Genomic DNA, 14,601 nt, shown 5'->3' with positions numbered 1-14,601 from the left:
TAAATCCAGATTAATAGATTATACAAATATGTTAACCTGCTACAGACTCGTTCATAAGACAGAAGAAAGGAAACACTGTGAACAATAAGATGAAGACAATTGTCCCTGCCGTACTTTTCGCCGCCTTTGCCAGCACCTCTGCATGGGCTGCCAGTAACGATACCGCCGCTCAGCCGCTGGAAAAAGTCGCCCCTTATCCCAAGGCGGAAAAGGGTATGAAGCGCCAGGTTATCCAGCTTACCCCTGAGAAAGATGAATCTACTCTGAAAGTAGAACTGCTGATCGGACAAACGCTGGAAGTTGACTGTAATCAACACCGTCTGGGCGGTGAACTGGATAGCAAAACACTGGAAGGTTGGGGATATGATTACTATGTTTTTGACAAAGTTACCTCTCCGGTTTCAACCATGATGGCCTGCCCGGACGGTAAGAAAGAGAAGAAATTCATTACTGCGCATCTGGGTGATGACGGCATGCTGCGTTACAACAGCAAGTTGCCGATTGTGGTCTACACCCCGGAAAACGTGGAAGTTAAATACCGTATCTGGAAAGCGGAAGAAAAGATTCAGGACGCTGTGGCGCGCTAAGTGTGAATGTGCCGGATGGCGGCGTACCGCCTTATCCGGCCTACAGACGCATAAACCATGCCGGATAAGCGCAACAGCGCCATCCGGCATTTTATTTACAGTGCAATATCCGCGACAGCTTTCTGCTCAGGCTGCGGCTGTGCCTGAGGTTTCAGCTGTGGTTTCGGCGCTTCATCAGCAACCTGCGGCTTGTCATATTTCAGCCCCAGTACTTCACTGGTGTATTGCAGTTCTTGTTCCGTAGCCGCAACGTTACCGTTCAGCCTGGTACCATAAGACGGAATAATGGTTTTCAGTTTCGCCTGCCACTCGGGGCTGGCCACTTTATCTTTAAACACTTTTTCCATCAGATGCAGCATAATCGGTGCCGCGGTTGACGCACCCGGAGAAGCCCCCAGCAGCGCAGCAATCGTGCCCTCTTTATCGCTAACGACTTCTGTTCCCAGACGCAGCACACCGCCCTTCTCCGCATCACTTTTGATGATCTGCACACGCTGACCCGCCTGCCATAAACGCCAGTCTTCTTTTTTCGCCTGCGGATAGTACTCTTGCAGCGCGGCGAAACGGTCGTCATCGCTGAGCATCACCTGGCTTACCAGATATTTGACCAGATCGAAGTTATCCAGACCCACGTTGACCATCGGCATAAAGTTCGAGGTGGTGGTCGAGCTGAGCAGGTCCCACAATGAACCGTTTTTCAGGAATTTGGTGGAGAATGTTGCAAATGGCCCAAACAGCACGACGCGTTTGCCATCAAGGATACGCGTATCGATGTGCGGTACGGACATCGGGGGCGCGCCAACGGAGGCCTGACCGTACACTTTCGCCAGGTGGCGATTGACCACGTCCGGATTGTCCGCAACCAGGAACTGCCCGCCCACCGGGAATCCGGCATAGCCTTTCGCTTCCGGAATGTCGGTTTCCTGCAACAGTTTCAGCGCAGCGCCACCGGCACCGATAAAGACAAATTTCGCCTTGATATCGTGTTCCGTTTCGTTATTTTTCAGATCGGCGACCGTAACCGTCCAACTATTATCGGCATTACGCTTAAAGCCACGCACTTCGGTACTCAGTTGCAGCGCAAAGTTGGGCTTTTTCTGCAACGAAGCAATCAGCTGGCGCGTGATTTCGCCGTAGTTTACGTCAGTACCAATCTCGGTACGCGTTGCCGCGACTTTCTGCTGCGGATCGCGGCCTTCCATGACCAGCGGCGCCCACTCTTTAATCTGCGCATGATCTTCGGAATAACGCATACCGCGGAATAACGTGCTCTGCTGCAGTGCGGCGTAACGTGCGCGCAGGAAGTTCACGTTCTCGTCACCCCAGACAAAACTCATGTGTGGGACCGTGGTGATAAATGAGTGTGGTTCATGCATCACGCCATTATTGACCTGATAGGCCCAGAACTGGCGGGAAATCTGGAAGGCTTCGTTGATTTCGACTGCCTTTTCAATACTGATGCTACCGTCGGCCTTTTTAGGCGTGTAGTTCAGCTCCATCAGTGCGGAGTGGCCGGTTCCGGCGTTATTCCAGCCGTTTGAGCTTTCCTGCGCTACACCATCCAGTCGCTCTACCATGGTCATTGACCATTGCGGCTCCAGCTCCTGTAAATAGGTTCCCAGCGTGGCGCTCATGATGCCGCCGCCAATCAACAGTACATCCGTTTCCTGCTCTTGCGCCGCTTTCGCTTTTGCTGCCATTGAGACAACGTTCAGCCCTACAGCCATGGTGAAGAGCATGGCAGTCACTTTTTTCATAATGTTAATGCCTTACTTTTAGTATCGCTTTTTTGCTTTTAATGCAGGTGAAAATCGAGCGGCATCAACGGTAACACTTAAGTAAAAATAATTAAATATTGTTTATAAATTATATTTAATTTTTAAAAATGTTATTAATACGTTGATAGTTTATACGGTTATTGACAATCATTTCTGGAAACCAGTCCGTCAGACAGGTACTATGCTGCGCTTTGCTATTCACCGCACGGATGCCTGTCGGTCTGCTGTATCAGGCCATTTTTGACCTGAGTGTAACTATGTCTGCAAATCATCCTTCCTCTGTCGCTGTCGCGGAACACACGACCCGTGCCGTCCTGCGCCAACCCCGTCTGCTGGTTCGCGAAACGCTGGCCGGTGTGGTAACCGCCCTGGCGCTGATCCCGGAAGTGATCTCTTTTTCCGTTATCGCCGGCGTCGATCCTAAAGTCAGCCTGATAGCCTCGGTCGTACTGTGCCTGGCGATGTCATTTTTAGGCGGACGTCCGGCAATGGTAACCGCCGCTGCAGGATCGGTTGCGTTGGTAATAGGCCCGATGGTGCATCAATTCGGTGTGCAATATATTCTGCCTGCGGTGGTGCTGGCCGGGATGATTCAGATCCTGTTTGGCGTATTAGGAATGGCGCGTCTGATGCGATTCATCCCTACGGCCGTCATGACCGGCTTTGTGAACGCGCTGGGTATTTTAATTTTCTTTGCCCAAGTCCCGCATTTCTGGAGTAAAAGCCCGCTAATCTGGGGGCTGTTTGTCCTGACGCTGTTGATTGTGCTTTGGGTTCCGCGTTTTATTAAAGCAATCCCCGCACCGCTTATCGCCATCGTGCTGCTGACCCTGTTCACTGTCACCAGCGGGCAACTGTTACCGACCGTCGGTGACGAAGGTTCAATGAGCGGCGGCCTGCCGGGATTAACGCAGCTACTCGTCCCACTCAACCTGCACACGCTGGCGATTATCTGGCCCTGCGCGTTGAGCATCGCTTTTGTTGGTTTGATGGAGTCATTGTTAACCGCCCGTCTGGTGGATGATCTGACGGTTACGCCGTCGAATAAGAATCGCGAGAGCGCCGGGCTGGGGATAGCCAATATTCTGGCCGGATTTTATGGCGGTATTGCCGGGTGCGCGATGATTGGTCAAACCATCGTTAACGTTGAGATGGGTAAAGGACGCAGCCGCGTCTCAACGTTTGCCGCAGGGCTGGTATTGTTACTGCTGGTCACCGCCTTAAGCGAAGTGATGGCGAAAATCCCCATGTCGGTGCTGGCGGGGATTATGGTGATTGTGGCGGTGAAAACCTTCAGTTGGCACAGCATCCAGCCCACCACGCTGACGAAACTCCCCGTCACTGAAACCCTGGTGATGCTGGTGACCGTCGCGGCCACGGTGTCGACCGGCAACCTGGCGATTGGCGTGGTTGCCGGGGTAATGACGATGCTCATTTTGCCGCGTATCGTCAGACGCCAACGTGCGGCTACATCAGAAACAGCGTCGCCAGACCGAGAAAAATAAAGAAACCGCCGGTATCGGTGATTGCCGTAATCATGACGCTCGAGCCGACCGCCGGGTCGCGCCCGAGCTTCACCATCGTCATCGGAATAATAACGCCCATCAACGCCGCCATCAGCAGATTGAGCATCATCGCCAAAGTCATCACGGCGCCGAGCGCCATGTCATCGTACAGCCACCAGGTAATGCCGCCCATGATTCCGCCCCACACGAGGCCATTAATCAACGCTACGCCCATTTCGCGCAGGATCAAAAACGTCAGGTTTCCCGGCTGAATATTTTGTAGCGCCAGCGCGCGAACGATCATGGTGATGGTTTGATTCCCGGTGTTGCCGCCGATCCCCGCCACAATCGGCATCAGCGAGGCCAGCGCCACCAATTGCGAAATAGTATGTTCAAAGCCGTCGATCACTCGCGAAGCGATAAAGGCAGTACAGAGGTTAACGGCCAACCATGCCCAGCGGGTTTTTACCGCTTTGGTAACGGGAGCAAACACATCTTCTTCGGCGCTTAAGCCCCCCATTCGACGCAGATCGGTATCGGTTTCTTCATAAACCACATCAACGATCTCATCAATGGTTAAGCGACCCATCAGTTTACCTGAAGGGTCAACTACCGCGGCACTGACAAGGTTGTCACGTTCGAAGGTACGCGCAGCGTTTTCGGCGATATCTTCCGGAGAAAAGGTGAGCGGGTCATCTTCCATCACCTCGCTGACTTTTCGCTGCACATCATTGAGCAGAATACAGGTTAGCGTCAGTTCACCGACCAGCACTTTATTACGATCGGTCACGAAGAGTTTATCGGTGTTCTCCGGCATTTTCCCCAGTCGTCGCAGGTAGCGTTGCACCACTTCCAGCGTCACGTCCGGACGCACGGTGATGACCTCGAACTCCATGATCGCACCGACGCGGTTCTTCTCGTAGTGCAGCACCTGACGGACGCGCGCTCGCTCCTCGGCCGGTAACGTTGCCAGCAGTCGTCCCGTAAGGTTACGAGGGAGATGCTGGACCAGATAAATCTGCTCGTCGATATCAAGATATTGCAACGCATCCAGCAGCTCGCGGTCGCTCATCTCATCGATCAGATCGTCCCAGACGTTCTCTGACGCCTCAAGCAGTACGTTACCGCGCTTTTCACTTTCGACCAGTCGCCACAGGGCGTGGCGCTCTTCAGAGGGTAAGGCTTCCAGGGTATCGGCCAAATCGGGCGGCGGCAGGTGAGCTACCAGCGCCCCTACCTCAGCAATATCGTCGGCTAACGTACCGACGTCATATTGCTCAGCCAGGGTAAGCTTGCCCAACAGGGTTGAAATAATGGCTTTATCTGTGGTCAGCAGCCAGATTAGACGCGCACGCTCTTCATCACGCAGCCTGGCGCTGTTTTTGTTTGTAACGGACATTAATCATAAATCCATGATATGAAATATCATTAATCATGATGCCGATTTATGTAAATAACAATAAACAGTGCCGCCGGGTGGATAAAAAACCAGCGGCATGTGGGATCATGCCGTGCGCGCCACCGCGTCACGAGAGGCAGCATCACGCTCATCGCCCAGCAGTTCACTCAACTGTCCGTTGCGCATTTCCAGCAGGCGATCGGCATGAATAAAGTAGTGATCGTCATGACTAATGGCGAAGATGGTTTTACCCATTTCCTGCATCAGCGGTAGCAGGACCTGATAAAACTCCCGGCGGAAATGAGGATCCTGATCGGCGGCCCATTCGTCCAGCAGAATGATGTCGCGCTCCTCCGCCAGGGCCAGCAGCAGCGCCACGCGTTTCTTCTGCCCTTTCGACAGCTTCAGATTGAGGATACGGCCATCGCTCAGCTCCAGCTTGTGACCCATCTTCAGATGTTCCAGCCACTTCGCAACCAGCTGCGGATTAGCCTCTTTACCTTCCGGCCCCAGCAGTTTGTCGAACAGCCAGACGTCGGTAAACACGGCGGAGAACAGCTTGCGATAATCCTCCGGCTTTTCAACGGCAACGGCCTTACCATCAAGCAAAATCTTACCTGACTGCGGCTGGTATAGTCCGGTCAGTAACATCGCCAGCGTAGATTTCCCACTACCGTTACCGCCAATCAGAAAGATCAGTTCACCACGATGAATAGTCAGATTCACCGGCCCTACGGAAAATGCGTTGTCCTGATAATGGAAAACCACGTTACGTAGCTCCAGCGTTTGCCAATTAGGAAATGCGGTTGGACGCGGGAACTCTGCTTTAAAAGGTGCCAGTGCGAATTTATTCAGCTTGTTGAACGCCACCTGCGCGGTGAGCAGCGTCGGCAGTGCGCCAACGGCAGAGAGCAGCGGCGTACGCAGGAATAACAGTGTCAGAGAATAGGTCGCCGCCACGGCGGTATCCGCCCAGCCCAGACTGTTGGCCATCCAGAACACCAGGCCAATGGCGCCCAGCATCATGATGTTCGACCAGTTAACCGCGCTCAGGTGGAAAGTATCGGCACGGATAATATGATGACGGTACTCTTTGGCATCCGGGACGTACATCTGATTAAAGATATGCTCGGCGCGCTCGCGGTTGAGCGTCAGCTCTTTGCGCCCTTCCAGCACCGTCTGATAATCGTTGTACAACTTGTCTTCTGTTTCACGTAGGGTGGCCATGTGTTTATACACTCGCGCCACCAGTACAAATCCGCCCCAGATGGTAATTGCCATCCAGATTGCCGTCACCAGCAGCATTTTGGTCGACAGCATCGCCAGATACGCCGCCGACCCGACGGTCAGGATAATTCCCTGCACCAGTTCAGGCAGACGAACAAAGGCGATGGTGATATTGCGAATATCGCTGGTTAAACCGGCCAGTAACGAGGCACTACCAAGCTGTTCTATACGCTCGACGTGGGTATCCAGAATACGTTTGATAAATTCGCTACGCAGTCGGTAGACAAAGTGGTGGCCAAGCGTGGTCAACGCCAGCTGAGAGCCGAGAGTGACAACCATCAATAGCAGCAGCAGGCCAAGAAACTCCGGCAGCACCAACAGCGTGGTGTCGACCGTTTCAATCAGGCGCTGGTTGATAAACGCAATCAGCCCAATTCCCAACGCGGCGCTGGCGAGGCTGAGCGCCATAACGCTGATAAATGGCCAGCGATACTGCCGCCAGACAAGAAGTAAAAGTTCCATGCACACAACCCGGACAAGTAATAACAGCCCGCAGTTTAAACATCTCTTCGCTGACAGCAATAATAATTCTTATTTTTATTCTTTTTTACCCGCCTGGCGAAACGTCAGATTGTAGCGACAGTCTCCGGTCAACGGATGATACCCCGTTTTAAGCGGCTGGATCCCATGATAAAACAACCGCGAATTACCGCCCCACACCACGACATCGCCATGTTCCAGCAGCAAACGCTTTAAGGGATCATTACGGCGCAATCCGCCAAATTGAAAGATGGCCGGCAGCCCCAGCGACACCGAGACAATCGGCGCCCGCAGGTCAGGCTCGTCTTTATCCTGATGTAAAGACAGTTTTGCCCCTGGCGTGTAGCGGTTAATCAGGCAGGCATCGGGTTGAAAATCAGCATAGCCCGCCGCCGTCGCCGCCTGTTGGCACAAGTCAGCAAATGCGTCCGGCAGCGGCGGCCAGTGCGCGCCGGTGAGTGGATCAAACGGAGAATAAAGATAGCCATGCTGATCCGTCGTCCACCCCAGACGACCACAGTTGGTCATCGCCACCGACATCGTGTAACCGCCGGGCGTCACCATCTGGCGAAAAGGCGACTGTCTGGCGACAGCCGCAATCGCCTGCAGCAAAGGGGGCGCGGAATCAAAAGCGAAACGTCGCAGAATAACCGCACCTGAAGCCAGCGGCTCCTGCCAGGGTTTAGCATCCGCAAAGAGATCGAGCATTATGTTTCCTCGCCAGTAGTTTCACGTTGCAGTAACTGCGCCTTGCGCGCAATGCCCCACCGGTAGCCCGAAAGCGCCCCGTCGCCGCGAATAACCCGGTGACACGGGATAACAATCGCCAGTTTGTTGGCCCCACAGGCACTGGCCACCGCGCGTACCGCCTTCGGTTTACCGATAGCGCTGGCCAGTTGCTGGTAGCTCATCGTTTCGCCGCATGGAATTGTGCGCAGCGCCTGCCACACCTGCTGCTGAAATGCGGTGCCCCGGATATCCAGGGGCAGCGATAGCGACGCGTCACGCGAATTGATCGCGGCGATCACTTCGCGCACGCGCTGCTGAAAATCGGCATCTGCAGGAACATCCTGCGCAGCGGGAAACAGCTCATGCAGATCCGCAACCAACGCCGTATCATCATCACCAAGTAAGATCGCACAGATACCCCGCTCGCTTTCCGCCACCAGACAACGACCCAGGGAGCAATTTGCAAGGGTATAGCGTACAGAAACGTTGTCGCCGCCTTTACGAAATTGTTTTGCGGTCATGCCTAGCGCCTGATCCGCTTGTCGGTAGTAGCTGCTGCTGTCGGGGAATCCGGCGTTGAGAATCGCCTGCGTTACCGGATCGCCTTTTGCCAGGGCATCGCGCAGACGGCGGGCACGCCAGGACTGCTGCCACGCTTTCGGGGTCATGCCTGTCGTAGCTTTGAACAAGCGATGTAAGTGATAGGGGCTCATTGCCACCTGCCGCGCCAGTTCGTCCAGCGTAAGGGGGGGTTCCTGCTCCAGCAACTGGCAGGCGCGGGCTATTTTCTCCAGCCGATGCTGCTGTGCGCTGTCTTTATCTGGCTGGCAACGTTTACAGGGACGAAAACCGGCGGCCAGCGCCTGCCTGGCATCGGCAAAGAAACTGACATTTTTGCGTAGCGCATGTTTCGCCCGACAGGACGGACGGCAGAAAATGCCGGTAGTCTGGACGGCGAAAACAAACTGGCCGTCAGCGTCGGCGTCACGAGCCAAAACGGACTGCCAGCGGTCATCATCAGTTACGCGTAAACGATTTTTCATTATGGACTCCTTTGTTAAGCATAGCGCTTAGCCTCAGTGTGTCCCCATAGGCGGATACAAAAACCCGCAATCTTGCTTTTTAATTTTTCTCGCTGACCAGAAAGCTTTTGAACTGCGGCGACATCCAGGTTTTAAACCCCTCACCCTCTTTCATAATCATATAGACCGCCAGACCTTCACGACGTACCACCTCTTTGGCCTTTTGCGGGCCGAGGACCATCAATCCGGTATCCCAGCCGTCAGCCTCCAGCGCCGTTGGGGCAATCACCGTCACGGACACCAGGTTGTGTTCAATCGGACGACCGGTTTGAGGATCGATAACATGGGAAAGGCGCTTACCATCCAGCTCATAATAGTTACGGTAGCTGCCGGAGGTACTAATGCCATGCCCGTTAATGTCGACAATCGCCTGCACCGCGTTTTCACGATCGGTAGGCTTCTGAATCGCGACTCGCCACGGATTCCCTTCTGCATTCATACCGCGGCTGTTCAGCGCGCCGCCAACGGAAACCAGATAACGGGCGATCCCTTCCTGCTCCATTAATCGTGCCAGATGATCGGCGGCATAACCTTCACCAACGGTCGAGAGATCCACATACAACTCGGGCAAATCTTTTTGCAGATAGTTCCGATGAGCCTCATTAACAACCTTCAGATGTGAAAGCCCGGTTTGCGCTTTGGCTGCGTCAATTTGCGCCTGAGTGGGAATATGCACCGGTTGCTTATCCGGGCCAAATCCCCACAGATTGACCAACGGTCCCACGGTAATATCCATGGCCCCATCGGTTTTTGCGCCAATGCGCAGCGCCGAAGTCACGATATCTGCCATGGCATCATTAACCGGCCATGGCGACAGGCTTGTCGACAGGTTAAAGCGCATCAACGCAGAATCATTTTTATAGGTAGAGAGAAGTTGATCGTCGGCATCCAACTGAGTCTGGATCTTCGCCTGCAGTTCCCCGACGCGTTTGGCATCTACGCCCACCGCACTGACCCGCCAGAAAGTGCCCATCGTTTTACCTTCCAGAACGGTGGCAGGTGTCGTGGTCTGAGCGGGTTTCGGGGCCTCATCGCACCCGACTAAAAAGATCGTCACAGCCAGTAACGCTGCGCGATAAAAATTCACTTCCATACGTAATTATCCTCATGCGAACGGGCGCAAGAGTACACCAAAAATCGTTGTTTGTACGACGAAAAAACGGCATTAAAAAAGGCCCCGCAGGGCCTTTTAACGACATGAGCGCAGATTAGAACTGGTAAACCAGACCCAGTGCTACGATATCATCGGTAGCAATACCTGCTGCCTGGGTAAACGCATTGTCATCCAGCAGGTTGATTTTGTAATCAACATAGGTAGACATGTTTTTGTTGAAGTAGTAAGTCGCGCCAACATCAACGTATTTCACGATATCCTGGTCACCGTAGTTGGTGAAGCCATTGCTGATGTCTTTGCCTTTTGACTGCAGGTAAGCCACGGAAGGACGCAGACCGAAATCGAACTGGTACTGTGCCACAACTTCAAAGTTCTGAGCTTTATCTGCGAAGCCATATGCAGCAGTGCGGTTGCTACCGTTAGAGGTACCGAAACGGGTTGCGTTATAGGACTGGGAGTACTGTGCGGCCAGGTAAACGTTGTTAGCGTCGTATTTCAGACCACCGGTATAAACCGTTGCACGGTCACCGTTACCGTACACGCCAAGAGCATTCTGATCAGCGGTACGTTTAGAGGTAGTGATCGCACCACCAATACCAAAGCCAGAGCCGAGATCGTAAGTCAGGGAGCCGCCGTAACCATCGCCATTCTGGGTCAGCAGGCTACGACCAGCTTCGTTTTCACCGCTTACGCTGCCATTTTTACCCTGGTACTGCAGGGCAAAGTTCAGACCATCAACCAGGCCAAAGAAATCTGTGTTACGGTAGGTCGCATAACCGTTACCACGCTGCTGCATGAAGTTGTCCGCACCGTAGGTATCACCGCCGAATTCTGGCAGGACGTCGGTCCAGGACGTTACATCATAAGTTACACCGTAGTTACGACCGTAGTCGAAAGAACCTGCATCAGCGAATTTCAGACCTGCGAATGCCACACGCGTCCAGGCGTCGTTGCTGGATTCACTCTGATTGCCTTGAATCTGGTATTCCCACTGGCCGTAACCGGTCAGTTGGTCGTTAACCTGGGTTTCGCCTTTGAAGCCGATACGCATGTAAGTCTTGTCACCATCATCACCTTTGTTGTCGGAGAAATAGTGCAGACCGTCGACTTTGCCGTACAGGTCTAATTTGTTGCCGTCTTTGTTATAAATTTCAGCCGCATTTGCTGCGCCTGCTACCAGCAGTGCTGGTACCAGGAGGGACAGTACTTTAACTTTCATGTTATTAACCCTCTGTTATATGCCTTTATTGCTTTTTTATGCCACTGCATACTGATTAAGGTCATTAACCAGTCGGCAACTTCATTCTCCGCAAAAACACAGAATAATCCAACACGAATATGATACTAAAACTTTTAAGGTGTTTCATTTATCCACATAGGTGTTTCTAAATGTTAATAAGAGGGAACTTTTTAAAATTCAAAAAACAGGAAAAATAAGCACAAATAATCAAGAATTATTGAAATTTAATTAAAAATCAGCAATTTATAATGTAATTAGTTATAGCACTGAATGACAAAACAAAATCTTCACTCGCAACTAAAATAGACTCGCTATCATCATTAACTTTATTTATTACCGTCATTCATTCATGAATGTCTGTTTACCCCTATTTCAACCGAATGCTTCGCGTTCGGTTTTTTTTTACTCTTCTTTACACAAAACCTACCGTTCTGTGCTACCGATGAAAAACCATAACGACTATTAACTATCTCATAGAGTCGTATCCAGATATAAATCTGATTAATAATTTCTTGTTATTTAATGCTAAATGTATACATTCCGTACAAATATTTGTACTCGCTTTTATCCACTGTACACCTTTGCATCATGATGGCTGCAACAAAATGAGGGGCGGAAAAATGCGGGCCATGCGGCGTGGTGTAAGTGTGGCAATTCATACATTACCCTTTATACTGCCCCTTCATCTTTGGCGTCGTTTAACAGGTCATAAACACGAATGAGTCAGTCTGACACAACGGCTTCTACCCGATTCTCCCTGCTACCGGGAAGTATTACCCGTTTCTTCTTATTACTGATCGTTGTGCTGTTGGTGATGATGGGCGTTATGGTCCAAAGCGCCGTCAACACCTGGTTAAAGGATAAGAGCTATCAGATTGTTGATATCACCCACGCCATTCATAAAAGGGTCGATACCTGGCGATACGTGACCTGGCAAATCTATGACAATATTGCCGCCTCAGCCAGTTCGTCGGGTGCTGAAGGACTACAGGAAACGCGTCTGAAACAAGACGTCTACTATCTTGAGAAGCCGCGTAGAAAGACCGAGGCGCTGATTTTCGGCTCGCATGATAGTTCGACGCTGGAGATGACCCAACGCATCTCAAGCTATCTGGATACGCTATGGGGCGCGGAAAATGTTCCGTGGTCTATGTATTACCTGAATGGCCAGGACAATAGCCTGATCCTTATCTCAACGTTGCCGCTAAAAGATCTGACTTCTGGATTTAAAGAATCGACGATTGGTAATATTGTCGATTCACGGCGCGCGGAAATGCTACAGCAGGCCAATGCGCTGGATGAACGCGAAAGCTTCTCTTCACTGCGCCGGCTGGCCTGGCAGAACGGACATTACTTCACGCTACGCACGACCTTTAATCAACCAGGACATCTGGCAACGGTTGTCGCCTTTGACCTGCCGATTAATGACTTGATCCCGCCCGGCATGCCGCTGGATAGCTTCCATCTCGAACCTGACGCCACGTCCACGACCGAGCACCTGAATGAAAAAGAGTCGCCTGACAGCGTCAGCATTAATTTCAACAACAGTAAAATTGAGATCTCTTCGGCACTAAATTCAACGGATATGCGCCTGGTGTGGCAGGTTCCGTTTGGTTCATTGCTGCTCGATACATTGCAAAGCATTTTGCTACCGCTGTTACTTAACATTGCGTTGCTGGCCCTGGCGCTGTTTGGCTATACCACCTTTCGCCACCTCCCTGCCCGTTCCACCGAAGTGGCGCCAAACCTTGCGGCCAATAATGAATTGCGCGTTCTGCGCGCGATCAACGAAGAGATTGTCTCTCTGCTGCCGCTGGGCTTGCTGGTGCACGATCAAGAAGCAAACCGCACGGTTATCAGCAATAAAATTGCCGACCACCTGCTGCCGCATTTAAATCTGCAAAACATTACCAGCATGGCGGAGCAGCATCAGGGGGTGATTCAGGCCACCATCAATAATGAACTGTATGAAATCAGGCTATTTCGCAGTCAGATCTCATCAAGAACGCAGATCTTTATTATTCGTGACCAGGATCGAGAAGTGCTGGTGAATAAAAAGCTGAAGCAAGCGCAGCGACTGTATGAGAAAAACCAGCAGGCCCGCGCCGCCTTTATGCAGAATATCGGCAGCGCACTGAAAGACCCGGCTAAAACCCTGGCCGCTAATGCCGCCGCCCTTAATAGCCCTGACAGCCAGAAACTGGCAAATCAGGCAGACGTTCTGGTGCGTATGGTAGATGAAATCCAGTTGGCCAACCTGCTGGAAAGCGACGCCTGGAAAGGGGAATCGACGCTATTTTCCGTGCAGGCGTTAATTGATGATGTGGTTCCTGAGGTTCTGCCCGCTATCAAACGTAAAGGGCTGCAACTGCTGATTAAAAATCACCTGAGCGCCCATGATGAACGCCGCGGCGACCGTGATGCCCTGCGCCGTATTTTGCTGCTGTTAATCCAATATGCGGTAACCACCACGCAAATCGGCAAAATCACGCTGGAAGTCGACCAGGATGAGTCGGAGGCTGAACGCCTGACCTTCCGCATTCTGGATACCGGAGAAGGCGTCACGTTGAATGAAGTCGATAACCTGCATTTCCCGTTCATCAATGACACGCAGGGCGATCGATATGGCAAGGCCAACCCGCTGGCGTTCTGGTTATGCGATCAGCTCGCCCGCAAGCTGGGCGGACACCTGAACATTAAAGCGCGGGAAGAACTTGGAACACGTTATATAGTCCATGTTAAAATGCCGCTGCACGATCAACATGCTGAAAGTGAAGAACGTTTGTTAGATGACGTCTGCATAATGGTTGATGTCACTTCTAATGACGTACGCAGCATTGTATTACGTCAGCTGGAGAACTGGGGCGCAACCTGCATCACGCCAGATGAACGGTTGAATAGTCAAGAATATGATCTCTTTTTAACAGATAATCCGTCTAATCTTACTGCCTCAGGCCTTCTTTTAAGCGATGATGAGTCTGGCGTGCGGAAAATTGGCCCTGGCCAGCTGCGCGTCAACTTTAATATGAGCAATGCTATGCAGGAAGCTGTCCTCGAGCTGATAGAAGAGCAGCTGGCACAAGAAGAGATCCAGGAACTCCCCCTCGGCGGAGATGAAAACGCCGAACTTCATGCCAGTGGTTACTATGCACTCTTTGTAGACACAGTACCGGATGATGTTAAGAGGTTGTATACTGAGGCAGCAACCAGCGATTTCGCTGCGTTAGCCCAAACGGCCCATCGCCTGAAAGGCGTGTTTGCCATGCTTAATCTGGTACCCGGCAAGCAGTTATGTGAAGCGCTGGAACATCTTATTCAAGAGAAAGATGCTCCAGGTATAGAAAAATACATCAGCGACATTGACGATTACGTCAAGAGCTTGCTGTAGCAAGGTAGCCCA

General features: G+C 52.0%; 10 protein-coding genes. 3 read left to right on the top strand and 7 right to left on the bottom strand.

Annotated features, from left to right (window positions below; genetic code table 11):
- Window positions 1–89: 89 nt before the first annotated feature.
- The gene (eco, locus tag WHR59_RS07675; protein WP_075146372.1) at window positions 90–587 is read left to right on the top strand and encodes a serine protease inhibitor ecotin; all 498 of its coding nucleotides are present in this window, start codon (window positions 90–92) and stop codon (window positions 585–587) included.
- Between the two features lie 95 nt (window positions 588–682).
- Here eco and mqo read toward each other — a convergent pair whose 3' ends face one another.
- Window positions 683–2,344, bottom strand: a complete 1,662-nt coding sequence (gene mqo / locus WHR59_RS07670) for a malate dehydrogenase (quinone) (RefSeq protein ID WP_043017007.1) — start codon at window positions 2,342–2,344, stop codon at window positions 683–685.
- Between the two features lie 278 nt (window positions 2,345–2,622).
- On the opposite strand from mqo, the gene WHR59_RS07665 reads away from it, so the two are divergent.
- Window positions 2,623–3,870 (top strand): SulP family inorganic anion transporter, encoded by a 1,248-nt coding sequence (locus tag WHR59_RS07665; protein WP_043017955.1) that lies wholly within the window; start codon window positions 2,623–2,625, stop codon window positions 3,868–3,870.
- On the opposite strand, the gene mgtE is transcribed toward WHR59_RS07665, so the two are convergent.
- From mgtE to WHR59_RS07635, 6 genes are all read right to left on the bottom strand, one after another.
- The gene (mgtE, locus tag WHR59_RS07660; RefSeq protein WP_043017008.1) at window positions 3,833–5,269 is read right to left on the bottom strand and encodes a magnesium transporter; all 1,437 of its coding nucleotides are present in this window, start codon (window positions 5,267–5,269) and stop codon (window positions 3,833–3,835) included. The genes WHR59_RS07665 and mgtE overlap by 38 nt on opposite strands.
- A 105-nt stretch (window positions 5,270–5,374) precedes the next feature.
- Window positions 5,375–7,018 (bottom strand): multidrug ABC transporter permease/ATP-binding protein, encoded by a 1,644-nt coding sequence (locus tag WHR59_RS07655; RefSeq protein WP_338843782.1) that lies wholly within the window; start codon window positions 7,016–7,018, stop codon window positions 5,375–5,377.
- Window positions 7,019–7,093: 75 nt separating this feature from the next.
- Window positions 7,094–7,744 (bottom strand): DNA oxidative demethylase AlkB, encoded by a 651-nt coding sequence (alkB, locus tag WHR59_RS07650; RefSeq protein WP_043017010.1) that lies wholly within the window; start codon window positions 7,742–7,744, stop codon window positions 7,094–7,096.
- Window positions 7,744–8,808, bottom strand: a complete 1,065-nt coding sequence (gene ada, locus WHR59_RS07645; RefSeq protein ID WP_087052503.1) for a bifunctional DNA-binding transcriptional regulator/O6-methylguanine-DNA methyltransferase Ada — start codon at window positions 8,806–8,808, stop codon at window positions 7,744–7,746. The genes alkB and ada overlap by 1 nt, the downstream gene beginning before the upstream one ends.
- A 79-nt stretch (window positions 8,809–8,887) precedes the next feature.
- Window positions 8,888–9,940, bottom strand: coding sequence for an FAD:protein FMN transferase ApbE (gene apbE, locus WHR59_RS07640; protein WP_043017012.1), 1,053 nt, complete (start codon window positions 9,938–9,940; stop codon window positions 8,888–8,890).
- 115 nt (window positions 9,941–10,055) lie between these two features.
- Window positions 10,056–11,180: a porin OmpC gene (locus tag WHR59_RS07635; protein ID WP_043017013.1), complete on the bottom strand. Its 1,125-nt coding sequence runs from the start codon at window positions 11,178–11,180 to the stop codon at window positions 10,056–10,058.
- 739 nt (window positions 11,181–11,919) lie between these two features.
- Here WHR59_RS07635 and rcsD point away from each other — a divergent pair.
- Window positions 11,920–14,589 (top strand): phosphotransferase RcsD, encoded by a 2,670-nt coding sequence (gene rcsD, locus WHR59_RS07630; RefSeq protein WP_043017014.1) that lies wholly within the window; start codon window positions 11,920–11,922, stop codon window positions 14,587–14,589.
- The last annotated feature ends 12 nt before the right edge of the window (window positions 14,590–14,601 follow it).

Source organism: Citrobacter europaeus (assembly GCF_037482245.1).
GTDB lineage: Bacteria > Pseudomonadota > Gammaproteobacteria > Enterobacterales > Enterobacteriaceae > Citrobacter > Citrobacter europaeus.
This window is presented reverse-complemented; position numbering and strand designations above follow the sequence as displayed.